Origin of the sequence: Microtetraspora malaysiensis (assembly GCF_050947145.1) — a bacterium.
Taxonomy (GTDB): Bacteria; Actinomycetota; Actinomycetes; order Streptosporangiales; family Streptosporangiaceae; genus Microtetraspora_A; species Microtetraspora_A malaysiensis.
Genome location: NZ_CP191998.1, coordinates 8,411,408 through 8,434,684, shown reverse-complemented (window position 1 = coordinate 8,434,684; position 23,277 = coordinate 8,411,408). Strand labels below are relative to the sequence as shown.

The 23,277-nt window shown below is 72.2% G+C and carries 18 protein-coding genes; 13 read left to right on the top strand and 5 right to left on the bottom strand.

The window, feature by feature from the left end; all coding sequences use genetic code 11:
- Positions 1–457: 457 nt before the first annotated feature.
- Entirely contained in the window at positions 458–766 is a 309-nt protein-coding gene (locus ACQP1V_RS39325) for a hypothetical protein (protein WP_433416081.1), read from the bottom strand.
- Between the two features lie 579 nt (positions 767–1,345).
- Between ACQP1V_RS39325 and ACQP1V_RS39320 the strand changes: the two genes are divergently transcribed.
- Complete coding sequence (locus ACQP1V_RS39320; protein WP_433426108.1) at positions 1,346–1,474, top strand: hypothetical protein; 129 nt, start codon at positions 1,346–1,348, stop codon at positions 1,472–1,474.
- 652 nt (positions 1,475–2,126) lie between these two features.
- Here ACQP1V_RS39320 and ACQP1V_RS39315 read toward each other — a convergent pair.
- The gene (locus ACQP1V_RS39315) at positions 2,127–2,453 is read right to left on the bottom strand and encodes a hypothetical protein (protein WP_433416079.1); all 327 of its coding nucleotides are present in this window, start codon (positions 2,451–2,453) and stop codon (positions 2,127–2,129) included.
- A 286-nt stretch (positions 2,454–2,739) separates the two neighbouring features.
- On the opposite strand from ACQP1V_RS39315, the gene ACQP1V_RS39310 reads away from it, so the two are divergent.
- The 11 genes from ACQP1V_RS39310 (at position 2,740) to ACQP1V_RS39260 (ending at position 19,156) form a co-directional block, all read left to right on the top strand.
- A complete protein-coding gene (locus ACQP1V_RS39310) occupies positions 2,740–3,642 on the top strand; it encodes an alpha/beta fold hydrolase (protein WP_433416076.1) in 903 nt (300 codons plus the stop codon).
- A gap of 83 nt (positions 3,643–3,725) precedes the next feature.
- Positions 3,726–4,904, top strand: coding sequence for an adenylyltransferase/sulfurtransferase MoeZ (gene moeZ, locus ACQP1V_RS39305; protein ID WP_433219193.1), 1,179 nt, complete (start codon positions 3,726–3,728; stop codon positions 4,902–4,904).
- A gap of 101 nt (positions 4,905–5,005) precedes the next feature.
- Entirely contained in the window at positions 5,006–5,725 is a 720-nt protein-coding gene (locus ACQP1V_RS39300) for a hypothetical protein (protein WP_433416073.1), read from the top strand.
- Positions 5,719–6,978 (top strand): S8 family peptidase, encoded by a 1,260-nt coding sequence (locus tag ACQP1V_RS39295; protein WP_433416070.1) that lies wholly within the window; start codon positions 5,719–5,721, stop codon positions 6,976–6,978. Before ACQP1V_RS39300 ends, ACQP1V_RS39295 begins: the two co-directional genes overlap by 7 nt.
- A 10-nt stretch (positions 6,979–6,988) precedes the next feature.
- Positions 6,989–7,819 carry a hypothetical protein gene (locus ACQP1V_RS39290; RefSeq protein ID WP_433416067.1) on the top strand — a complete coding sequence of 277 codons (831 nt, stop codon included), beginning with the start codon at positions 6,989–6,991 and terminating at the stop codon, positions 7,817–7,819.
- The gene (locus ACQP1V_RS39285; protein ID WP_433416064.1) at positions 7,813–8,922 is read left to right on the top strand and encodes a S8 family serine peptidase; all 1,110 of its coding nucleotides are present in this window, start codon (positions 7,813–7,815) and stop codon (positions 8,920–8,922) included. The genes ACQP1V_RS39290 and ACQP1V_RS39285 overlap by 7 nt, the downstream gene beginning before the upstream one ends.
- 101 nt (positions 8,923–9,023) lie before the next feature.
- Positions 9,024–9,395 carry a hypothetical protein gene (locus ACQP1V_RS39280; protein WP_387409300.1) on the top strand — a complete coding sequence of 124 codons (372 nt, stop codon included), beginning with the start codon at positions 9,024–9,026 and terminating at the stop codon, positions 9,393–9,395.
- Complete coding sequence (locus ACQP1V_RS39275) at positions 9,383–9,685, top strand: MGMT family protein (RefSeq protein WP_433416061.1); 303 nt, start codon at positions 9,383–9,385, stop codon at positions 9,683–9,685. Before ACQP1V_RS39280 ends, ACQP1V_RS39275 begins: the two co-directional genes overlap by 13 nt.
- Before the next feature lie 49 nt (positions 9,686–9,734).
- Positions 9,735–12,629 carry a CDP-glycerol glycerophosphotransferase family protein gene (locus ACQP1V_RS39270; RefSeq protein WP_433416059.1) on the top strand — a complete coding sequence of 965 codons (2,895 nt, stop codon included), beginning with the start codon at positions 9,735–9,737 and terminating at the stop codon, positions 12,627–12,629.
- Positions 12,630–12,683: 54 nt separating this feature from the next.
- Entirely contained in the window at positions 12,684–15,857 is a 3,174-nt protein-coding gene (locus tag ACQP1V_RS39265; RefSeq protein ID WP_433426106.1) for an ATP-dependent helicase, read from the top strand.
- Between the two features lie 65 nt (positions 15,858–15,922).
- Positions 15,923–19,156: an ATP-dependent helicase gene (locus ACQP1V_RS39260; protein WP_433426105.1), complete on the top strand. Its 3,234-nt coding sequence runs from the start codon at positions 15,923–15,925 to the stop codon at positions 19,154–19,156.
- On the opposite strand, the gene ACQP1V_RS39255 is transcribed toward ACQP1V_RS39260, so the two are convergent.
- From ACQP1V_RS39255 to ACQP1V_RS39245, 3 genes are all read right to left on the bottom strand, one after another.
- Positions 19,139–19,711, bottom strand: coding sequence for a Uma2 family endonuclease (locus tag ACQP1V_RS39255; RefSeq protein WP_433416056.1), 573 nt, complete (start codon positions 19,709–19,711; stop codon positions 19,139–19,141). The two genes, ACQP1V_RS39260 and ACQP1V_RS39255, sit on opposite strands and share 18 nt — an antisense overlap.
- A 245-nt stretch (positions 19,712–19,956) precedes the next feature.
- Positions 19,957–21,930, bottom strand: a complete 1,974-nt coding sequence (locus tag ACQP1V_RS39250) for a DUF6596 domain-containing protein (RefSeq protein ID WP_433416053.1) — start codon at positions 21,928–21,930, stop codon at positions 19,957–19,959.
- Between the two features lie 174 nt (positions 21,931–22,104).
- Positions 22,105–22,431, bottom strand: coding sequence for a YciI family protein (locus ACQP1V_RS39245; protein WP_285704130.1), 327 nt, complete (start codon positions 22,429–22,431; stop codon positions 22,105–22,107).
- Positions 22,432–22,574: 143 nt separating this feature from the next.
- Between ACQP1V_RS39245 and ACQP1V_RS39240 the strand changes: the two genes are divergently transcribed.
- Positions 22,575–23,252 carry a DUF998 domain-containing protein gene (locus tag ACQP1V_RS39240; RefSeq protein ID WP_433416050.1) on the top strand — a complete coding sequence of 226 codons (678 nt, stop codon included), beginning with the start codon at positions 22,575–22,577 and terminating at the stop codon, positions 23,250–23,252.
- Positions 23,253–23,277 lie beyond the last annotated feature (25 nt).

The window sequence follows — 23,277 nt, the reverse complement described above, 5'->3', positions numbered from 1 at the left end:
TTGCGGATGGCCATTATGTGGACATCGTCGCGTCGTCTAGATTTCCTTCGGCGTCGGGCGATAAACGATGATCGTAGGCTTTTGCCGTCCGCTTGTCGCTTTATTGGAGACGTTGTGTGATTACTGCTACTTATATGGCGGTGTGCGGTATATGTCGCAATTGTGCCGCCCGGCGACCGTGCTGCGGGAATGGGACGGAAAACGCAGAGGACCACCCGGTCGGCGGTATCCGCCGACCGGGTGGTCCCGGTCTAGCTGTAGTGAGGGCTCCCGCGAGCCTTCGCTCGCGGGCCCCCAGGTCATCGCGGTGGAGAATCACCCTTCACCGGTTTGGTGAGGTGCTCTCGGTAGTCACCTGTTTGCGCTGTCGTCCGCGCTCTCCGTGAACTCGCGTCCGGCCGGAGCCGCGGTTCCGGTGGAGCGTGGATACACCATGAATCTCTTGTCGCCTCTGTTATCAGAGGTCGCCCTCGTCGCCCCGATCGCGCTCGCGGTCGACGCGGATGTTGTTGATCACGAACTGCCGCTGCTGCTCACGCTGGGTCTGGTGGTTGCGCTGGTGCTGACGGTTGTGGTTCCGGTTGTGGTTGCGGTTCCAGTTCCGGCCGCCGCCGCCCCAGCCGCCGCCGCCCCAGCCGCCACCGCCGCCGACCTGGACGACGCCGGCGTTCGCCGTGGTGGTGGTCGCCGCGCCGAGCGCGACGGCGCTGCCGGTCAGCGCCGTGCTGAGGGCGAGAAGCCCGACAACGTTCTTGAGCTTGGGCATTGCGTTTCCCCCTTGAAAGGATGGTTGCCCCGTTTTTCGATGTTTCCCAAAATGATTGGGAAACGACGTGGATGCCGATGAATGCTGCGTCCTGGCCGTCTTGATTTCCGTGCCGAGTGTCCGACAAACGACAATCATGCGCTTTTACATCATGCTTGTCGCTTTATTGACGATGTTCAAGTCTTATTGCTAGGTATGCAGTGAAATGTTGCATAATGCCCGATTTGTGCAGTGCGGTGGTGCTGGGCAAGGGGGATATCGCCGGAACGGCAGGCGGAGAGGTACCGACTCGAAGATCGGTCGGTTCCTGGACGGGCGGCGGCGAACCGTGACCCCGTGATCAGGGCAGGGTCTGCATGGGGAGACGATGGGGAGACCAGGCGCTTTGGCGCTGGCTCATGAGCTCCGGCGATACCTTGTGGCTGAGGCGTTCGAGTTCGTGAACGAGGTTGCGGGTTCGGCCTTGGGGATCGATGCGCTGGCCGTAGAAGTCCGGCCCGAGGTCGTCAGAACGGCCGTGAGGTAGGAGTCGCCCGCCAGTACTGCGGCGCCATCGGGCGAGTGGGGAACTGCCAGGTCATGCCGATGCTCGCCTGGGCCTCTCGTGTGGGGCACGCGTTCATCGGCCGACGCTGTATCGAGTCGTGGGCCGGCGACCTCGATCGGGCTGTGGCCGGAGTTCGCGAACGGCTGGCGTTCGCCGCGTAGCCGCATCTGGTGATCGAGATGCTGGAACAGGAGTTGGCGGCTGGGACGCCGTCGCGTACCTGCACCGCATATGCCGGCTACGGCCGCGATCCCGATCTGCGCGCGTTCTGCCACCGCGCCGATCGGCCGATCGCCTACGTGATGGCCGTCCTGGCCGATCTGCCTGTGCGCACGCGGCGCACCGGTCGGCCATGTGTCGGATCGGCTGCTCGCGCTGGGCGAGGTGTGGACTGTGGGGAACCGACACGAGGGGCACCCGCTTGTGCGGACTGGGCCGACATCACAGTGGCCCGGTGCAGGACCAGAGTCCTGCACCGGGCCACGCTCACACGCTGCTGATGCGGCGCCGGGCCGCCAGGCGGCCGAGATCGAGTTCTTCCTGCCCCACGCCCTCGCGGGGCTCAATCCGGAGGCGCCTGAGGAAGCCACTCCTTTCCTTGGCCGGGGTATCGAGCTTCCGACGACGCCACCGGACCCGGGCGCTTCTCAGTCACTACCGTCGACGCGAAGGGCCGCCACCGACCGATCTTCGAGTCAGCATCGGTGACCAGCTGTTTGCGCTGTGCCCGCGCTCTCCGTGAACTCGCGTCCGGCCGGAACCGCGGCTCCGGTGGAGCGTGGGCACGTCACGAATCTTTCGCCGCCTCCGTCTTTAGAAGTCGTCGCCCCAGCCCCGGTCGCGCTCACGCTCACGGCCGACACGGATGTTGTTGATCACGAACTGGCGCTGATTCTGGTTCTGGCGGTTGGTCTGGTGCTGACGGTTGTTGTTCCGGTTGAAGTTGCGGTTGTGGTTGCGGTTGCGGCCCCGGCCGCCCCAGCCGCCGCCGCCCCAGCCGCCGCCACCGCAGCCGCAGCCGACCTGGACGACGCCGGCGCTCGCCGGGGTGGTGGTGGTCGCCGCGCCGAGCGCGACAGCGCCGCCGGTCATCGCCGTGCTGATGGCGAGCCCCGCGATGACACTCTTGAGCTTGGGCATTGAGTTTCCCCCTTGAAAGGATGGTTGCCCCGTTTTCCGACATTTCCCAAAATGATTGGGAAAACGTCGTGGATGCTGATGAACGCTGCATCCTGGTTGTCTTGATTTCCGCGCCGAGTGTCCGACAAACGGCTATCTTGCGCTTTTACTCCCTGCTTGTCGCTTTATTGACGATGTTGAACTCTTATCGCTAGTTATGTAGTGAAATGTCCCGCAATGTCCGATTTGCAGCGCGGTGGCGCCAGGAGGGATACCGTCGAAACGGCGGGCGAGCAGGGGAGGACGCGTGGGTGTCGAGCCGATTCCGTACTGGCCGGGAGAGCTGATCGAGCTGGGGGAGACGCGGATCCACGTACGGTCCACACCACGCGGACCGGAGGAGAAGGCGGTGTACGTCCACGGGCTCGCCGGCTCCGCCACCAACTGGACCGACCTGATGGGCGCGCTGGCGGACGAGGTCGCCGGATGGGCCCTCGACCTGCCCGGTGCGGGCTTCTCCCCGGCGTCCCCCGATGGTGACTACTCCGTGGACGGCCACGCCCGCGCCGTCATCGCGCTGATCGAGCATCTCGGCGCCCCGGTCCACCTGTTCGGCAACTCGCTCGGCGGAGCGGTCTCCGTACGCGTCGCGGCCACCCGTCCCGAGCTGATCAGATCGCTCGTGCTCGTGTCGCCGGCGCTGCCCGACCTGCTCCCCAGGTACGGCCCGGCCCGCGTGGCCGTGTCCGCCGCCCCGCGCATCGGGGAGTGGGCGATGCGGCGGATGAGCGCGGTCCCCGCCGAGCGGAGGGTCCGGGCGACGCTCGGCATGTGCTACGCCGACCTCGGCCGCGTTCACCCCGAGCGCGTACGGCTCGCCGTGGAGGAGGTGCGGCGGCGGGACGCGCTGCAACACGCCGGACCGGCGCTGGTCGGCTCCGCCAGGGCCATCGTGGGCGAGTACTTCCGCACCGGGCCGGACAACCTGTGGCGGCAGGCCGCCCGGGTGACCGCGCCCACGCTCGTGATCCACGGGCGGCGGGACCGGATCGTCGACGCCCGGATGGCGTTGCGCGCCGGCCGTACCTTCCCCGATGTGCGCCTCGTCACCATCCCGAACGCGGGGCACGTCGCGCAGATGGAGTTTCCCGAGATCGTGGCGCGTGAGGCGGCCCGGCTGCTCGCCGAGACACGCGTTCACACGCGGTGACCTCCCGATTTGGGGAATGCCACGGCCCCCCGGCTAGGTTGTCACTAGATGCTTGTGATGACCCCCTGAACGGGAGTGGGACTGTGTCGTTGCCACCGCTGGTAGAGCCGGCAGCAGAGCTGACCGTCGACGAGGTGCGCCGCTACTCGCGTCACCTGATCATCCCCGATGTGGGGATGGCGGGGCAGAAGCGGCTCAAGAACGCCAAGGTGCTCTGTGTGGGCGCCGGCGGCCTGGGCTCGCCCGCGCTGCTGTACCTCGCCGCGGCGGGCGTCGGCACGCTCGGCATCATCGACTTCGACGTCGTGGACGAGTCGAACCTGCAGCGCCAGGTCATCCACGGCCAGTCCGACGTCGGCCGTCTCAAGGCCGACTCCGCGGCGGCCAGCGTGCGCGAGATCAACCCGTTGGTCAACGTGGTGATCCACAACGTGGCCCTCACCACCGACAACGTCATGGACATCTTCTCCGGCTACGACCTGATCGTGGACGGCACCGACAACTTCGCCACGCGTTACATGGTCAACGACGCCGCGGTGCTGCTCGGCAAGCCGTACGTCTGGGGGTCCATCTACCGTTTCGACGGCCAGGCGAGCGTCTTCTGGGCCGAGCACGGGCCGTGCTACCGCTGCCTCTACCCCGAGCCGCCGCCGCCGGGCATGGTGCCGTCCTGCGCCGAGGGCGGCGTCCTCGGCGTGCTGTGCGCGTCGATCGGCTCCATCCAGGTCAACGAGGCCATCAAGGTCATCACCGGCGTCGGCGAGCCGCTGGTCGGCCGCCTGATGATCTACGACGCGCTGGAGATGAAGTACCGCGACGTCAAGGTCCGCAAGGACCCTGAGTGCCCGCTCTGCGGCAAGAACCCCACGATCACCGAGCTGATCGACTACGAGGCGTTCTGCGGCACCGTGTCGGACGAGGCGCAGCAGGCCGCGGCCGGCTCGACGATCACGGCGATCGAGCTCAAGGACATGCAGGAGCGCGGCGACGACATCTACGTGATCGACGTCCGCGAGCCGAACGAGTACGAGATCGTCAACATCCCCGGCGCCGTGCTGATCCCCAAGGGCGAGTTCATCAACGGCTCCGCCCTGGAGGGCCTGCCGCAGGACAAGAAGATCGTCCTGCACTGCAAGTCCGGCGCCCGGTCGGCCGAGGTCCTCGCGATCCTCAAGAACGCCGGCTTCGCCGACGCCGTCCACGTCGGCGGCGGCGTGCTGAGCTGGGTCAAGGCCGTCGACCCCTCGCTGCCCACCTACTGACACCCGCGGACGCGGCCGCCGTCCCTCATCGGACAGCGGCCGCGGTGGGGTCTTTCGGCATTTCGATGGATTTGCGACCAGGTGGGGTTAAGGTCGCTGACGTGGGTGGGACACGGACGTGGCCGGCGCTGATGGTGGCGTCCGCACTCACCGTCATCTGCGCCGTCATCGCCGCAGTGGCGGCGAGCGCAGCGGCCGGCGAGCTCACCCGGGGCCCGAGCGCCGGCGAGCTGCGGCAGGCGTCCGCCGCCGAGATCGCCCGCCGCTGGGAGCTGTGGCCCGTGGGCCGGATCTTCCCCGCCACCCTCGGCTACACCGGCGAGCAGGGCGGCCGGGAGAAGGCCAGGAGGGTCGGCATCTCCTCGCGCACCGACTGCGCCGCCTCCGTCGACGCCCCGCTGCGCGCCCCCGTACGCGCCGCCGGGTGCCGCGCCATCCTGCGGGCCACCTACATCGACGCGCTCCAGGGCATCGTCATCACCGTCGGCGTCGCCGCCTTCCCCGACTCCGTCTCCGCGTCGGCCGCCGAGGCCGCCTTCCCGAAAGCGGGGAAACCCTCGCCCGGGCTGCGCGCCCTGTCCTTCCCCGGCACCGTGACCGACCGGTTCAGCGCCGCCAGCCGTCAGGAGAGCACCGCCAGGCAAGCCGGGCCGTACGTGGTGCTGACCACGGCCGGGCAGGTGGACGGGCGGCCCGCCCGCTGGGTCGGCAGGCAGCGTCCCACCATCTTCACCTTCACCGGCGACCTGGCCGGGCAGATCGCGGCCGCGCTCACCGCGCCCACCGCGCCCGACTGCGAGGCCAAGGAGTGGCGGTGCTGAGGCCGCGCGCCCTCGCCGCGCTCGCGGCGGCCACGGTGGCCTTCATCCCCGGCGTTCTCCCCGGCTTTCTCACCGACGCGGCCCGCGCCGACGACGTGCGGGCCAGCCAGGACGTGGTGCTGCGCACCCTCGACCTGGCCGAGGCGTGGCGGCTCACCAAGGGCGAGGGCGTCACGGTGGCGGTCCTCGACTCCGGCGTGGACCCCCGCCACCGCGACCTCGCCGGCTCGGTGACCACCGGGAAGGACTTCACGGCGGGGGCGAACCCGAAGGGCGTCGCCCCGACCCGCCTGCACGGCACGTATATGGCCTCGCTGATCGCCGGGCACGGGCACGGTCCCGCGCGCGAGGACGGCGTCATCGGCGTCGCCCCGGGGGCCAAGGTGCTCTCGGTGCGGGTGATCCTCGAAGACGAGGAGCCCGGCTTCCGCTCGTTCAACTCCGACGCCCGCTACGAGGGTGTCGTCGCCAGGGGCATCAGGTACGCCGTGGACCGCGGCGCCGACGTGATCAACCTGTCGATCTCGAAGGACCTGCCGACGGAGGAGGAACGGGACGCCATCCGGTACGCCATCTCCAAAGGCGTGGTCCTGATCGCCGCGGCGGGCAACGACGGCGCCGGCAAGCGCGACGCCCCCTACTCCTATCCGGCGGCCATCCCCGGCGTCATCTCGGTCGCCGCGGTCACGCCCGCCCTGCACCGCGCGTCGTTCTCCAATCGCAACTCCTCGGTCATGGTGGCCGCGCCCGGCGTCGACATCCTCGGCGCGGGCCCCGGAGACGAGTACTGGGTCGGTCGCGGCACCTCCCAGGCGACCGCCCTCGTGTCCGGGGTCGCCGCGCTGATCAAGGCGCGGTACCCCCGGATGTCCCCGGCCCTGATCGCGCAGGCCCTCACCTCGTCCGCCTCCGCCAAGGAGCGGTACAACACCGGCACCGGCTTCGGCGTGGTCAACGCGTACCGGGCGCTGACCACGGCGGCGGCGCTCGCCCGCCACCGCGCCACCGCGTCCGGGCCCGGCGTGCAGGACCCGGCACGTACGGCCGGGGCGCGGGAGCGCGCCCCCGAGCCCGTGGCGGTGGTGCGCCGCGACCAGCGGGCCATCCTGGTCTACGGCGCCGTCGCCGTCGGCGGCCTCGTCGGCACGGGCACCGGCCTGGCCGTCCTGGTCCTTCTCGTACGGCGGGCCAGGCGCGAGGAGGACGACACCCCGATCCCGCCTGCTCCTTGGCGTACGGAGACGCAGACGTAGCATCGGGGGTATGTCGCCCGACCAGCCGGGGAGCCGGCGCCGCGCGCATCCGGGGAGCGCGTCCGCGCGGCGGGCGGAGACGGCCCGGGTGGCGGCCGAGCGGGCCGCCCTGGGGCGCGGCGTGCGGTTCCATTCGATCTTTCTCGCCCTCATGGGCCTCGTCCTCGCGGCCGCCGCCGGGAACGTCCTGCTCGGCGCGGTCGGCGTGCTCCGCGAGACGCGTTCCCGCCCGCTCACCGAGGCCGAGCGGGCCAAATATGTCCAGGAGGACGTGGCGCGCCGCTGGCGGGCCTGGCCGGTCGGCATGGTCTTCCCCGAGGAGCTCGAATACGTCGGGCTCGGCCGCGCGCTGCAGTACGCCCGGCGGGTGGGCGTGGCCCCCGAGACCTCCTGCTCCGCCGCGGTCGACCCGCCCGCGGCGTCCGTGCTGCGCAGATACCGGTGCGTCACCATGCTCCGGGCGACGTACGTGGACCAGACGGCGACGTTCGCCGTCACCGTCGGGGTCGCGGTGCTCCCCGACGAGCAGACCCGGGTGGACACCGCCGCCAAGCTGCCGCAGGACGACCGCGTCGGCGTGCGGCCGGTCGCCTTCCCCAACACGGTGACTGACCTCTTCGGCGCCGCGCAGCGGCAGCGGACGGGATTCGTCGGAGCCGGGCCGTACATCGTCTTCTCGTCCGTGGGGTACACCGACGGTCGGATCCGTGACTCGGTGCCCGCGGAGGAGCAGTTGAACAGCGAGATGTGGCCCGTGGGGCAGTCGATCGCCGCGCGCATCGCGCGTTCGCTGGCCCAGCCGCCCGACGTCCCGCGCTGCACCCGGGGGAACGTGTGCTGAGGCGCGTGGCGCTGTGCGCCGCCGCCATTGCCCTGGCGACGCCGCCCGCCGCGCCGGCCCTCGCGGCCTCCACCGGCGACCGCGCGGTGCTCGACGCCGTCAACGCCGAGAAGGCGTGGAAGGTGACCAGGGGCGACGGCGTCCTCGTTGCCGTCCTGGACGGCCGGGTGGACGGCGACGCCTCCGAGCTCAAGGGCCGGGTCGAGCAGGGCCCCGACATGACCGGCACCGTCTACGGCCAGGCGACGTCGCCGCCGGGGGAGGCCACGCCCGCGGCCTCCCTGATCGCCGGCGACGGCAGCGGGGGCGGGGCCTGGGGCGTCGCGCCGCGGGCGCGCATCCTGTCCATTCCCGTGATCGCCGAGCGGCCGTCCGCCGACTTCGTCGACCCGCAGGCCGAGCCGGGGGCCGCGATCGACAGCCCGCTCGCCCGGGCCATCAGGCACGCCGCGAACAACCGCGCGAGCGTCATCGCCATCCCGTCGGGGACGTACACGGTGGGCCGGATGGACCGCGACGCGATCTCGTACGCGCTCTCGCGGGGCGTGGTGATCGTGTCGGGTGTGGGCGACGGCGGGGACTACTGGCGGTTCCCGGCCGGATATCCCGGCGTCGTGGGCGTGGCCGCGGCCGGCAAGGACGCTCCCTCCAGCACGAACCTGTCCGTCCTCGTCGCCGCGCCGGGCGTGGACCTGCCCGTGGCCCTCCCCGGAGGCCGGCACGGGCACCGGACCGGCAGCGGCCCGGCGAGCGCGGTGGTCGCCGGCGTCGCCGCCCTGATCAAGGCGCGCTACCCCGATCTCAAGCCCGAGCTGGTGGCCCGCGCCCTCACCTCCACGTCCCGGCGCGCGGGCGCCGGATACGACAAGAAGACCGGCTTCGGCGTGGTGGACGCGGCGGCGGCGCTCGCCCAGGCCGGCCGGCTCGCCGGGTACGGGCGCGCGGTGCCGGTGGAGGAGGATCTGCACTTCGGCGGCGGTCGGCTCGCCCCGGCGCCAGAGCGTCCGGGACCCGATCCCATTAGGCTCTGGATCTACGGCATCGGCGTCTTTCTCGGCGTCTGCGCCTTCACCGCGGCGGCCGCGGTGATCACCCGCCGGTGATCACATGTTGATGGCCGTTCGGCTGCGGTTCGGCTGCGGTGTGGTCGATCTCGGCACTTTCGGGCACAGGCGGGGGCAAAGGTTCGCTAGGGTCCCGGCTCATGGGGTACGAGCTGCGCGTCGAGCGTGAATCACCGCTCGCCTACGCCGAACTCGCGAGTGTGCTTTCGGCGCAGGCCGGATTCGAGCTGCGCGGGTCGCAGGAGGTCGGCGAGGTTCTCGCGCGGCACGGCGACGCCGTGCATCGGGTGGCGATCTGGTCGGGACGGCTGGCCGGCCAGCCGGGGTCGGACTGGCATGTGGCCCAACTGGCCCTGCTCTCCGACATCGTCGGCGCCCGTCTCGTCGGCGAGGACGGCGAGGCGTACGGCATCAGGAACGGTATCGTCGAGCAGATGAACGGCACGTCGAGCTACGAGTTCGGCAAAGTGGAAGAGATCATCGCGGCCGGACCGGCCGAATGGAGCGCCTGAGCGACTACGCCGAGCGGGTCCTCGACATCGTCGAGCTGATACCGCCCGGCAAAGTCATGCCGTACGGGGACATCGCGGAATACCTGGGGGAGGGTGGACCGCGGCAGGTGGGACACGTCCTGTCCCTCTGGGGTGGTGGCGTCCCGTGGTGGCGCGTGCCGAGAGCGGACGGCTCTCCGCCCGTGGGGCACGAGGTCGAATGCCTCGCCCGATGGCGTGAGGAGGGCACGCCGCTCCGGGGAAACCGGGCGGACATGCGGTTCGCTCGATGGGACGGACCCGCCCGCTGACCGCTTACCATTTCTAGAACACCGGTCTCCGAAGGGTGGTGCCTCCCCTATGACACCCGCGCCCACGAGCGACACCGTCGCCGACCGTCTGCGGGCTGTTCAGGAGCTTTACGACCGGGGTGAGTCCATATCGTCGCTGGTCGCGCTGGCCCGTGAGCCGGGCCTCGGGCCGGCCGAGCGGCGCGAGGTCGACCGCGAGGCGCTGGCCGGGCCGCTCGGGCTGCGGCTGGACGCGGCCGCCAAGCGGGGCCCCACCCGCCGCCGCGAGGCGATCACGGTCCTGCGACCCTACCTCGCCGAGGTGGACCCCCGCGTCAAGAGGGACCTCCCGGTCGGCCGCCGCGCCGTTTACCACCTGATCGAGACCCGCGACCCCGGGGAGCTGGCCGAAAGCGACGCGCTGGCCAAGCTGGCCGCCGCCGCGGTCGAGCCGTCCCGGCGGGTGCGCAAGGGCCTCCGGTGGTACGCCGACCTTCCGGTCGAGGTGGACGACAAACTGCTGCGGCTGCGCAAGGCCGACCTCGTGCCGGTGACGCAGATCGACGACATCTCCTGGACGGGCGGGCGGCTGCGGATCACCGGCCACGCCTACCTCGCCGGGCTGTCCGTGCGCAGCCGCCGGTTCAACCGCGCCACCGTCGTGCTGAAGGGGCCGCGCTGGCTGCCGCGGGTGCGGCTCAAGACCCGGCGGATCTACCATCCCGAGGCCACCCACGCGGCCAAGGAGCCGGGCTGCAACTATGACTGGGCGGGGTTCACCGCCGAGCTGCACCCGTTCTCGCTCCGCTGGCGCGCGGGACTGCGCGCCGTGGTTCGCGGCGGAAAGCGACTGCTCAAGCGTCGCCGCACCGTGCAGGACACCACCACTTGGCGCGCCGAGATCGCGATCTGGAGCCGCATGGCGCGGGCGACCGGCCCGCTGCGCGGCCCTGCGATCGGCCGCACCGAGCGCCCGGCCGGGCTCCGGGTCAAGCCGCGCTGGTGGGTGCGCCCCGTGTGGACCTCCGACAAGGCGCTCCAGGTCGTGCTGCAGCCGACGCGGGCCGAGCTGACCGGCGTCCGGCGTGAGGGCGACAACGTCGTGCTCACCGGCTTCGTCCCCGGCCACCCCGTCACCCGCGGCAAGGCCAGGGTCGGGGGCCACCGGATGGCGGCGGAGTTCGCCCCGGTCGAGGGCGGCAGCGAGTTCTCGCTGGTGCTGGGCGTCCCGACGCTGCTCAAGGACCGCGACGCGCGCCGGCTCTGGGTCGAGCCCAAGGGCGAGCCCGCGGCGGCCGTGATGCTGGAGGGCGGCGAGGAGACCCGGATCATCGTCGGCGACCGCGAGATCACCGTGCAGGGTGATCGGCGCGACCGGGTGATCGTCTCCGGGCACAAGATCCTTCCGGTGATCACCTCCGCCGACTGGCGGGACGACACGCTCACGCTCACCGGCCGGTACCCCGACCCCGACCCCGGGCCGCGCGACATGCTGCTGCGCCACCGCGGAGGCCTGATCATCCGCGTTCCGCTCCAGCGGGACGGCGAGGAGTTCTCGGTGCGGCTCGCGCCCGGCGCGATGCCGCGGTTCGGGGGGACCGTCCCGCTCGCCGAGGGCATCTGGAGCATCTCGGTCGCGCCGCCCGGCAAGCACGGCCCCGCCGTCGCCCCGGCCCGCTTCGACCATGCCGGGCTCGACGCCCTCGACGAGGAGCGGCGCACCATCGACGGCCGCGTCTACCGCTTCGTCGCGACGCGGTACGACGTCCCCGTGCTCGTGACGGCGGAGGACCGGCCGGGCGACGAGCGCAGCGCCGCCGGAGTCTGGGCGCTGAGCCGCAACTTCTACCCCTCGGAGCGGTCCCAGCCGCTGCGCGAGGCCGCGGTCTACGTCTCCTCCGACGGCAGGTCCTACTCCGATAGCCCCCGGGCGATCTACGAGGAGCGGGTCCGCCGGGGCGACGACAGTGAGCACATCTGGGTGGTCAGGGACGGCGCGTTCATCCCGCCGGGCTCGGCCGAGCTGGGTCTTCCCGGCGACATCGTCCCCAAGGTGGTCAGGGAGGGCAGCCGGGAGCACTACGAGGCGCTGGCCCGCTCCCGCTACGTCGTCTCCAACGGCTTCCTGCCGCCGTGGTTCCGCACCCGCGACGACCAGATCTGCGTCCAGACCTGGCACGGCACGCCGGTCAAGCACATCGGCCGCGACCTGCCGCACATGCGGCGTGAGCCGAGGCCGCCGGTCTGGCACCGGCAGGCGGTCGAGGTCCGCGGCTGGGACGTGCTGGTCTCGCAGAGCCCGTGGGCGTCCTCGGTGCTGCGCAAGGCGTTCGGCTACGAGGGCGAGATCCTTGAGTGCGGATATCCGCGCAATGACGTCCTCGTTGGGGACCGCGAGCCCGCCGCGAGCGCGATCAGGCGGCGCGTCGGCGTCCCCGAGGGCAAGCGGGTGATCCTTTACGCGCCGACGTTCCGCGACTACGACCGCAGGAACGCCTCGGTGAAGCTCGACCTCGTGGACGCCCGGCGGGCCCTCGGCACGGACCACGTCGTGCTCGTGCGCGGCCATGCGATGCAGGCGTTCCCGCACGTGCCGTCCCTGGATGGATTCGCCATCGATGTCACCACTTATCCCGACATGGCGGACCTGCTGCTGATCGCGGACGTGCTGGTCACCGACTACTCCTCGTCGATGTTCGACTTCGTCGCGAGCGGCCGGCCGGTCGTGCTGTTCACTCCGGACCTGGACCGCTACCGCGGGGCCCGCGAGATCTACCTCGATCTGGAGTCCCAGCGTCCTGGGCCGCGCCTGGCCACCTCGCCCGAGGTCGTCGAGGTCCTGCACACGATCGACTCGGTGCATGCCAGGCTCGCCGACCGGTATGCCTCGTTCGTCCGGACGTACGCGCCGAATGAGAACGGCAAGGCCGCCGCTCGCCTGGTCGATCACGTGTTCTCATCCTGACCGCGGGCCCAAGCGGGCACGATCAGCTCCCGTGGTCTGGTGGAATGGCGTGTTATGAGTTATCGGCTGGTGCGGCGCGGAGCGGTGGGGCCTCACACGGCTCCCGTTCTCGACGAGCACCAGCGGGCCGTCGTCGAGCACGGATCGGGGCCGCTCCTTGTGCTCGCAGGCCCGGGCGCCGGCAAGACCACCACCATCGTGGAGAGCGTGGTCGACCGGATCGAACGGCGCGGCGTCGACCCCGAGCGCGTCCTCGTCCTCACATTCAGCCGCAAGGCCGCCGGTGAGCTGCGTGAACGCATCACCGGCCGGCTGCGCCGGACGACCAGGACGCCGCTCGCGCTGACCTTCCACAGCTACGCGTACGCGCTGCTGCGCCGGGAGGCGGTGCTGGCGGGCGAGCCGCCGCCCCGGCTGCTGACCGGTCCGGAGCAGCTCCTGGAGGTCCGCCGGCTGCTGCACGGCGAGCTGGAGGACGGCGCGCGGCACTGGCCGGCGCGGATGCGCGAGATGCTCGGCACCCGCGGGTTCGCCGAGGAGCTGCGCGATTTCCTGTCCCGCGCCGCCGAGCGCGGCCTGGACGGCGACGCCCTGGTCCGGCTCGGCCGCGCGCACGGCCGGGAGGACTGGCAGGCCGCGGGGCTGTTCTCCTACCGCTACCAGGACCGGTTCGACCTCGACCCGGTGCCCGCGCTCGACTACGCCGAGTTGATCCGCGCGGCCGCCGGCCTGCTCTCAGACGGCGACGTGCGGCGGCGCGAGCGGGCGGCCTACGACGTCGTCTTCGTGGACGAATACCAGGACACCGACCCCGCCCAGGAGCTCGTCCTGCGGCAGCTCGCCGGGGACGGCCGCGACCTGATCGTGGTGGGTGACCCCGACCAGGCCATCTACGGCTTCCGCGGCGCCGACGTGCGGGCGATCCTCCGGTTCCCGGAGCGCTTCCGCACCCTGGACGGCCAGGACGCGCCGGTCATGGCGCTACGGGTCTGCCGCCGCAGCGGCCCCGCGCTGCTGGAGGCGTCCCGGCGGATCGCCACCCGGCTGCCCGCCACCTTCACGACGCACCGCGACCTGCTCTCGGTGCCCGGCGCCGAGCCCGGCGGCGTACGCGTGCTGGTCGCCGACAGCGCCGGCCAGGAGGCGGCCGTCGTCGCCGACACCCTGCGCCGGGCGCACCTGCTCGACGGCGTCCCCTGGTCGCGGATGGCCGTGCTCGTGCGCAGTGCGGCCCGCCAGATCCCGGCGCTGCGCCGCGCGCTGGTCACGGCCGGGGTGCCGGTCGTCGTCGGCGGTGACGAGGTTCCGCTGATCCAGGAGCCCGGCGTCCGGCCCCTCATCACGTTGTTCAAGATCGCGGTCCGGCCGTCCACACTCGACGCGGCGACCGCGGAGGAGCTGCTCACCGGGCCGCTCGGCGGCACCGACATGATCGGCGTCCGCAGGCTGCGGCGCGCGCTGCGCGTGGCGGAGCAGGAGCAGGCCGCCGACGAGGACGGGACGCTGCCGTTCACACCCCGGTCCTCCGACGAGCTGCTCGTGGCCGCCATCCGCGACGCCCGCGAGCTGATCCCGATCGAGCCACACGTGGCCGCGCCCGCCGAGCGGGTCGCCGGGCTCCTCAAGATCGCACGCTCCGCCGAACGGGACGGGCCGGAGGCCGTGCTGTGGGAGGTCTGGCAGGCCAGCGGGCTGCCCGAGCGGTGGACCGAGATCAGCCTCTCCGGCGGCTCCAGGGGCGCGCAGGCCGACCGCGACCTCGACGGCGTCGTGGCGCTGTTCGACTACGCCGCCCGGTTCATCGACCGGCTCCCCAAGGCGGGCGCGGAGGTCTTCCTCGACGACCTGATCGCGCAGGAGATCCCCGGCGACTCGCTCGCCGAGCAGGCGCCGGACGGCGAGGCCGTACGCATCCTGACCGCCCACCGGTCGAAGGGCCTCGAATGGGACGTCGTGGTGGTGCCCGGCGTCCAGGAGGGCGTCTGGCCGGACCTGCGGCTGCGCGGGTCGGTCCTCGGCATCGAGTCGCTGATCGAGCTGGCCGGAGGGGGCACGCCCGACACGACGGCGCTCGACACCGGCGCGGCGGTGGCCGCGCTCGCCTCCAAACTGCTCGCCGAGGAACGGCGGCTGTTCTACGTCGCCGCCACCCGAGCCCGCCACCAGCTGGTCGTCACCGCGGTCGGCGGCGAGGACACCGACGAACGTCCCTCCCGCTTCCTGAGCGAGCTGCTGCCCGGCGGCGTCGAGCCGGTGACCATGGACGACCGGGCCCGCTGGCTCAACATGCCCGCGCTCGTCGCGGACCTGCGCGCGGCGGTCTGCGACCCCGAAAAGCCCGAGGCGATGCGCCACGCCGCCGCCACGCACCTGGCCCGGCTGGCCCGGGCGGGCGTGCCCGGCGCGAGCCCCCGCGACTGGTACGCGCTGACCCCGCTCTCCGACGACCGCCCGCTCGGCTGGCCGGACGACATCGTCCGCGTCTCGCCGTCCGCCGTGGAGAACTTCACCAAGTGCGGGCTGCGGTGGGTCCTGGAGACGGCCGTGGGCGCGGGGAGCGTCGGAGTCACGCAGAGCCTCGGCACGGTCATCCACGCGATAGCCGTACTCGCGACGGGCGAGGACCCGGATCTGGCGAAGCGCCTGGACGAGGTCTGGGACCGCTTCGACTTCGGCGGCGTGTGGTTCAACCGCAAGCAGCGCAAGGTGGCCGAGCAGATGGTCGAGCGGTTCCTGACCTGGCACCGGGAGAACCCGCGCCGCCTCGTCGCGCTCGAAGAGCCGTTCACCGCGGTGCTGTCCGAGGGCGTGCACATCAAGGGCCGGGTGGACCGCGTCGAGCGGGACGATGACGGCCGGGCCGTCATCATCGACATCAAGACCGGCGGCGTCAAGCCCAAGGACGGCGAGATCGACCGCCACCCGCAGCTCGGGGTCTACCAGCTCGCCACGCTGCTGGGCGCGTTCAAGCGGCACGGCCTGGTCGAGCCGGGAGGCGCCGCGCTCGTGCAGGTGGGCAAGGCCGCGGGCACCACGGGCAAGGCCAAGGAGCAGGCGCAGCAGGCGCTTGGCCAGGACGCGGACCCCGACTGGGCGGAGCGGCTGGTCGAGACCGTCGCGACCGGCATGTCCGAGCGGGTGTTCGTCGCAAAGATCAACGACGGCTGCCGCACCTGCGCTGCGAAGATCAGCTGCCCCGTCAACGACAGCGGAGGTCAGGTGTGCTGAGCGAGGCCGACGGATCCGAAGAGCCGGACGGCGGCCGCGCCGAACCCGAGTGGCGGCCGGCCACGCTGAGCCCGGGCGAGCTCGCCGAGAAGCTCGGCATCCTCCCCCCGACCCCGGAGCAGGCGGTCGTCATCGAGTCGAGCCTGGATCCGATGGTCGTCGTGGCCGGCGCCGGGTCGGGCAAGAGCGAGACCATGGCCGGCCGCGTCGTCTGGCTGGTCGCGTCGGGCCTGGTCCGCCCGGAGCAGATCCTCGGGCTCACCTTCACCCGCAAGGCCGCCGCCGAGCTGGCCGAACGGGTACGCAGGCGGCTCGCCGGGCTCGCCTCGGCCGGCCTGGTCCCGGCCGAGCTGCTCGACGCCGAGCCCACCGTCTCGACCTACCACGCGTACGCCGCCCGGCTGGTGACCGACCACGCGCTGCGTGAGGGCCTGGAGCCGACGATGCGGCTGATGAGCCCGGCGGTGGCCTGGCAGATGGCCGCCCGGATCGTCGGACAGTACGACGGCCCGATGGACCTGGTCGACCTCGGCCCGCCGAGCGTCACCGCCGCCGTCCTCGAACTCGCGGGCGACATGGCCGAGCATCTGCGCGGCGCCGACGACGTGCGCGAGGTCGGCGGGTGGCTCCGGGAACGCCTCGCCGAGCTGCCGGGCAAGGCCACGGTGGCCCAGCAACGGCCGGTGCGCATCCAGGCGATCCGCGAGCAGCTCCTGCCCCTGGCCGAGGCGTACACGCGGGTGAAGCGCGCCAGGGAGGTCATCGACTACGGCGACCAGATGGCGCTGGCGGCGCGCATCGCGGCGAAACACCCCGAGGTGGGCGCGACCGAGCGGTCGCGGTTCTCCGTCGTCCTGCTCGACGAGTACCAGGACACCAGCCACGCCCAGCTCGTGCTGCTCCGCGCCCTGTACGGCGGAGGCCACCCGGTCACCGCGGTGGGCGACCCCTGCCAGTCGATCTACGGCTGGCGTGGCGCGTCGGCCGGCAACCTGTCCCGCTTCCCGGAGGACTTCCCGACGGCGTCGGGCGACCCCGCGCCGGTGCGGCAGCTCTCCGTCAGCTTCCGCAACGGCGAGCGGGTGCTCGACGTGGCGGCGAAGATCCAGATCCCGCTGCGGGACGGGCGGCGCGGCAGCGTGCCGGTGCTCGTGCCCGGCGCCAACCGGGTGGACCGCGGCCGGGTCGTGTGCGCCTTCCACGCCACCGCCGAGGACGAGGCCGCCTGGATCGCGGACGGCATCGCCAGGACGCTCGGCTCCGAGACCGCGCCCGACGGCCTGCCCTGGGGCAAGGGCGAGCAGGCCCGCCCCCTGCAGGCCAGGGACGTCGCCGTCCTCGCCCGCAAGCGGTCGCAGTTCCCCACCCTGCGCCGCGCGCTCGAGGACCGCGGTATCCCGGTCGAGGTGGTCGGACTGGGCGGCCTGCTGACCGTCCCCGAGGTGGCCGACATCGTGGCCACGCTGCGCGTCCTCTATGACCCGACCGCCGGAGACGCGCTCGTACGGCTGCTGGCCGGGCCGCGCTGGCGGATCGGCCCGGCCGACCTGAAGGTCCTCGGCGACCTCGCCCGCGCGCTGAGCCAGGAGGGCCGGCGGACCGAGGACCCGCTGGAACAGGTGATGGCCGACCTGGAGAACGAGCGCGGCAGCCTGATCGACGCGCTCGACGAGCTGCCCGACCGGCCCGAGTGGCTGGAGCCGTTCTCGCCGCTGGCCCGGGTCCGCCTGCCCGCGCTGGCGGGCGAGCTCAGGTCGCTGCGCGCCCGCGCGGGCCAGCCGCTGCCCGACCTGATCACCGAGATCGAGCGGCGGCTCGGCCTCGACATCGAGGTGGCCGCGCGCGGCGGGAGCGCACTGGCGGCACGGGCCGACCTCGACGCGTTCCTCGACGCGGCGGCCAGGTTCGCCGGCGACGCCGAGGACCCCACGCTGGGCGCGTTCCTCGCCTACCTCAAGGCCGCGGAGAGCGAGGAGTTCGGCCTGGAGGCCGGGCGGGTCGGCGAGACCGACAGCGTCAAGCTCATGACCGTCCACGCGTCCAAGGGGCTGGAGTGGCCGGTGGTCGTCGTCCCCGGCCTGTCCCAGCTCACCACCCAGAAGGGCGGGCTCGGCCGGGGCAGCGTCTTCCCCGCCACGCCGGTCACCAATTCGCGCTGGACCGAGAACTTCCGCAAGCTGCCGTACCCGCTGCGGGGCGACGCGTCGGACCTGCCGGCGCTGACCGGTCTCGACAAGGAGGCGCTCGCCGACTTCGACGAGCGCTGCCGCGACCGGGACCTGCTGGAGGAGCGGCGCCTCGCGTACGTCGCGGTGACCCGGGCGCACTACCTGCTGATCGCGTCGGGATATCGCTGGGGCGGCTCGTCCAAGCCGCTCGACCCGTCCGACTTCCTCACGGAGATCCGCGACGCGGGCGCGACCGTGGCGTGCTGGGACGAGAGCGAGGCGGCGGAGAACCCGCTGCTCGCCGAGCCCTCCGAGGCGGTCTGGCCGTCCGTGTCCGTACGTGACGCGGTGCTGGAGGGCGCCCGCCAGGTCGAGGAGGCCATGGAACGCGCGCTCGACGGTCAGAAGGACCCCGTCCCCGCCCGAGGGGAGCGGATGCGCGCCTGGGCCCGGGACACCGAGCTGCTCCTCGCGGAGCGCGAACGGCGCGGCGAGGCGGCGGTCGTGGACCTGCCCGCGCGGCTGTCCGTGTCGTCGCTCGTCACCCTGGCCGGCGACCCGTCCGCGCTGGCCCGGCAGGTGCGCCGCCCGCTGCCGAGGAAGCCCGCGCCGCTGGCCCGGCGGGGCACCGCGTTCCACGCCTGGCTGGAGTCGCGCTGGGGCCAGCAGCGGCTGATCGACGACTTCGAGCTGCCGGGCGCCTCCGACGACGTGTCCGACACCGACGTCCAGCTCACCGAGCTGCAGCAACGCTTCGAGGAGAGCGTGTGGGCGGCGCGGGAGCCGCTCGACCTGGAAGTGCCGTTCGAGACGATGATCGCCGACCGGCTGGTCCGCGGCCGGATGGACGCGGTGTTCACCGACGGCGACGGCTATGTGGTGGTGGACTGGAAGACCGGCGAGCGCCCGCGCGGCAAGGCCGCCCGCACCGCGGCCGTCCAGCTCGCGGCCTACCGCATCGCCTGGGCGTCGCTCGCCGGGGTGCCGCTGGAGAAGGTCGGCGCGGCCTTCCACTACGTGCGGTCGAACGAGACGGTGCGCCCGGTGGACCTGCTCGACGCGGAAGGTCTGGCCGACGTCATCCGCCGCGTCCCCGAAGTGGGGCCGCGAGGATCAGCCGAAGACCGCTGAGGTGTCCAGCTTGACGCCGAACGGCTCGGGCAGCTCAAGCGGCTGACCCGCCTCCACCATCACGACCTCCCGGTACGGCTGCCGCTCGTCGTCCACGGCGAGATCGGCGACCGGGCCGCTCATCAGCGTCATCGTCGGCGGATCGGTCACCGGATCGACGATGAGATAGAGCGGCACGCCGGCCCGTGCGTAGTCCAGCGGCTTCTCGTGCCAGTCCACCATGCGGGTGCCGGGCGAACACACCTCCACGACCAGCAGGGTGCTATGCCCATGAACGCGCATCTCATCGAACTGTTCGGCGTTGTCTGGAGCGATCATCAGATCTGGAAGCCGGTGGTCGAGGAGGGGCGGAATATGGACGGCCCAGTTGTGGTGGAACAGCCAGTCGTTGGCGAGCTTGAGGGGAATGAGTTGATTGGCGATCTTGTCGACTATGTAGGAGCTTCGCCGGTTCATCCAGGGGCTCACGACGACGTGCCCCCAAGAGATCTCGGCGGTGTAGCCGGCGTCATTGAGTTCCCGGCAGAGCTGCTGGATCTCGGCCTCGGCGTCCAACGGCTCCTCTGGAGGCTCGGGCGGTGGTACGGGGGAGGGGGCGGGATGCGTGACGCGTCGTCGGTGCTCGACGAGAGGCATGTGGGTCCCATCCTTTCGGCTCCTTGCGCTGTCTCATGGTACGTGGAGTTGCTACTTCGCGACGGAACGTAACAGCGGGACGGGGGCGCGGTGACGGCCCGGAGAGATTGCGGGAGAAGCCTCTCCACCTCGGGGCGAGAGATGCCCCTCGGGATGGGGGTGGATCAGTCCCGGGGCTTGAGCTGGCGGAGGGTGTAGCCGTGGCCGGCCGGGTCCAGGGGGATGGTGGCCCGCTTGAAGAGGTACTCGGCCCGCTCGTACGACAGGCGGCCGCGGCCGGTCTCCGGGCACAGGTCCGCCGGCGCCGGTGTGCGGGCCGGGCCGGGGCGCCGGTCGGCGAGGAAGAGGGGGCCGCGGGCGCGCCCGGCCAGCAACCGGGAGAGCAGGCGGGCGGTCCCGGAACGCCAGCTCACCCAGCCGCCTCCCGCCCGGGCCCGGCGGTCGTCCAGGTCCAGATCCTCGACGTTCAGGGACAGCACGGTCGTCACCCCGGCCGCCGACTCGTGCAGGAGCCGCCACAGGGTCAGCTCCCGCAGGGGCACATCGGGGAGGTTCCACAGCGCGTCGAGCCGGGCCGCGTCGATCGTCTCCGTACGGGCCGGGGTCACGGTCCGGCGGTCGAGGCCCGCCGCGAGGTCGTCCAGGGACGCCCACGCGCAGAACGACCGCACCGCGGACCGGTGCCGGTTCCAGGTCGCGGCCGCCGCCTCGCTCCAGGCCGTACGGAAAACGTGCGCCACCTGGTCGGCGGTCAGTGAGTCCAGCGGCAGCTCGTCGCCCAGGGACAGGCGTAGCCGCCGCAGCGTCTGCCCGTACGAGCGGGCGGTTCCGCCGTCGAGGTCGTCGCGGGCCAGGAAGTCGCGGGCGGCCTGCCAGAGAGTTAACGTCGGCGCCTGGGGAGCGGGGATCTCGTCCGCGCGGCGGCGCAGGAAGGCGCGTTCGGCGTCGTTTCCGGTGAGGGACCCGGCCCGCAGGAACTCGCGCCGCGCCTCCTCGCGCCGTCCGAGCCGGAGCAGGAGATCGCCCCGGACGCTCGGGAGCAGGTGGTAGTCCCGCAGCGCGGGGTCGCCGGTCAGCGAGTCCACCACGGCCAGCCCCACCTCCGGCCCGTACGCCATGCCGAGCGCGACCGCGTGGTTGAGTTGTACGACCGGGGTCGGGAGCAGCCGGGACAGTGTCTCGTACAGGCTCGCGATCCGGGGCCAGTCGGTGTCGGCCGCCGTCGCCGCCTGGGCGTGGCAGACGGCGATCGCCGCCTGCAGCATGTACGGCCCCGGCGGGCCGCCCGCCTCCCGCGCGCGCAGCATGGCGGTGAAACCGCGGCGGATGAGCAGCCGGTCCCACCGGCCCCGGTTCTGCTCGTGAAGCTGGACCGGCTCCCCTGACGGGCTGGTGCGGGCGGCGGAACGCGACTCCTGGAGCTCCATGAGCGCGACCAGGCCGTGGACCTCGGCCTCGTGCGGCGCCAGCTCGGCCAGCAGGCGGCCGAGCCGCAGCGCCTCCAGGCAGAGCTCCGGCCGCATCAGGTCGTCGCCGGAGGTCGCCGAATATCCCTCGTTGAAGATCAGATAAATGACGTCGAGCACGGACGACAGGCGCTCGGTCAACTCGGCGCCGTCCGGCAGCTCGAACGGCACCCCCTCCTCGGCCAGCGTCCGCTTGGCGGAGGCGATCCGCTGGACGATCGCGGGCTCGACGGCCAGGAACGCCCGCGCGATCTCGGCGGCCGTCAGACCGCCGAGCAGCCGGAGCGTCAGTGCGACCCGCTCCTCCGTGGGCAGCACGGGGTGGCAGGACAGGAACATCAGCCGCAGCACGTCGTCCGGCTCGCCGTCCGGCTGCCGCTGCAGCTCGTACGCGATCTGCTCGTGTTTGCGTTCCAGGCGGGCGGACCGGCGGATGTGGTCGACGGCCCGCCGCTTGGCGATCGTCATCAGCCAGGCTCCCGGGTTGTCCGGGACGCCGGACTCGGGCCACTGTTCGAGCGCGGAGACCAGCGCGTCCTGGGCCAGCTCTTCGGCGAGGCCGACGTCGCGGACCATGCGGGTGAGTCCGGCGACGATCTTGGCCGACTCCATCTTCCAGACCGCGTCGATCGTCCGCCGGACGCCTTCCGGAGGGAGGGAAGCGTCGATCATGGTCTGCCGATGCCTTTCGCCGGTTCGGTGTGGTGGTCCGGTCTCCTGCCCGTGCCTGCTCACGGGAGAGGCCCCGCCCGGCGCCCCCCGGTCAGGAGAGGGGCGCCGGGCGGGGCCGGAGCCGTCGCGGTTCGGCGGCCGGGAGTGCGCTCACGAAGCCCGGCCGCACAGGTGTCAGGGGCCGAAGACCTGCTGGATCACGCTCTCGCCGTCCCCGACGATCTTGCGGAAGCGCCGGGTCACCTCGATCGCCTCCTCCTTGCTGCGGACCTCGACGAGCGCGAAACCGGCGACCGCCTCCTTGGCCTCGGTGAACGGCCCGTCGGTCACCGTGATCGTGTCGCCCGAGGAAGCGACGCGGACACCGCCGGCCTCCAGGCCGCCGGTGGCCAGCAGGACCCCGGCCGCGGTCAGCTCCTCGACGAACTTGGCCATCTCGGCGTACAGCGTCTCGTCGGGGGCGGCGGTGTCGGTGGCCTTGGTCGTCATCAGGTAGCGCATGAGGTTGCTCCGTATTCGTTAGTCGCTTCGGTGTTTCGCCCAAGCGTCGAACACCTTATGTGACAGGGAACGGCGGCATTCCCTGTCACATCGCCGGATCGACGTGTCAGCGAGAACCGACGAACACCAGAAAGGCATCGGCCATGACCGCCATCCAGATCCCCGCCGCCACCACCACTCCCGCGGCCCCCGCGACCTCGGCGACCACCCGCGCCCTGCTCACCTGCGCGGCGGTCGCGGCGCCCCTGTGGGCGACCGTCTCCCTGGCCCAGGCCGCCACCCGGGAGGGCTTCGACCTGATCCGCCACCCGCTGAGCGCGCTGAGCAACGGCTCCCTCGGCTGGTTGCAGATCGCCAACTTCCTGGTCGCCGGTCTCCTGACCGTCGCCGGGGCGACCGGTTTGCGCCGCGCGATGCGCGGCACTCCCGGAGGCACGTGGACGCCACGGCTGGTCCTGGTCAACGGCATCGGGATGATGGCCGCGGGGGTCTTCGTCATGGACGCGGCCGACGGCTTCCCCGTCGGCACCCCGGACGGGATGCCCGAGGCGCTCACCTGGCACAGCTACGGCCACATGGCCGCCGGATCGGTCGCCTTCATCGCGCTGATCGCCGCCTGCTACGTCCTGGGCCGGCACTTCAGCCGCTCCGGGAACCGGGGCCTCGCCGTCGCCTCCCGCGTCGCCGGCACCGCGCTGCTGGTCGGCGACGGCTGGTCGATGACCGGCGGCGCGGCCGGCTCCCTCACCCTGGCCGTCGGCGCCATCACCGCGATGCTCTGGGTCTCCTGGGTCGCCGCCCGCTACCGCCGCGGCTTCTGAACCACCCCACTGAACCACCCCACCC

Coding starts and splice junctions, on each gene's coding strand:
- ACQP1V_RS39325 (WP_433416081.1), bottom strand. CDS start 766: ATGCCCAAGCTCAAGAACGTTGTCGGGCTTCTCGCCCTCAGCACGGCG.
- ACQP1V_RS39320 (WP_433426108.1), top strand. CDS start 1,346: ATGCCGATGCTCGCCTGGGCCTCTCGTGTGGGGCACGCGTTCATCGGC.
- ACQP1V_RS39315 (WP_433416079.1), bottom strand. CDS start 2,453: ATGCCCAAGCTCAAGAGTGTCATCGCGGGGCTCGCCATCAGCACGGCG.
- ACQP1V_RS39290 (WP_433416067.1), top strand. CDS start 6,989: ATGTCGCCCGACCAGCCGGGGAGCCGGCGCCGCGCGCATCCGGGGAGC.
- ACQP1V_RS39280 (WP_387409300.1), top strand. CDS start 9,024: ATGGGGTACGAGCTGCGCGTCGAGCGTGAATCACCGCTCGCCTACGCC.
- ACQP1V_RS39275 (WP_433416061.1), top strand. CDS start 9,383: ATGGAGCGCCTGAGCGACTACGCCGAGCGGGTCCTCGACATCGTCGAG.
- ACQP1V_RS39270 (WP_433416059.1), top strand. CDS start 9,735: ATGACACCCGCGCCCACGAGCGACACCGTCGCCGACCGTCTGCGGGCT.
- ACQP1V_RS39265 (WP_433426106.1), top strand. CDS start 12,684: ATGAGTTATCGGCTGGTGCGGCGCGGAGCGGTGGGGCCTCACACGGCT.
- ACQP1V_RS39250 (WP_433416053.1), bottom strand. CDS start 21,930: ATGATCGACGCTTCCCTCCCTCCGGAAGGCGTCCGGCGGACGATCGAC.
- ACQP1V_RS39245 (WP_285704130.1), bottom strand. CDS start 22,431: ATGCGCTACCTGATGACGACCAAGGCCACCGACACCGCCGCCCCCGAC.
- ACQP1V_RS39240 (WP_433416050.1), top strand. CDS start 22,575: ATGACCGCCATCCAGATCCCCGCCGCCACCACCACTCCCGCGGCCCCC.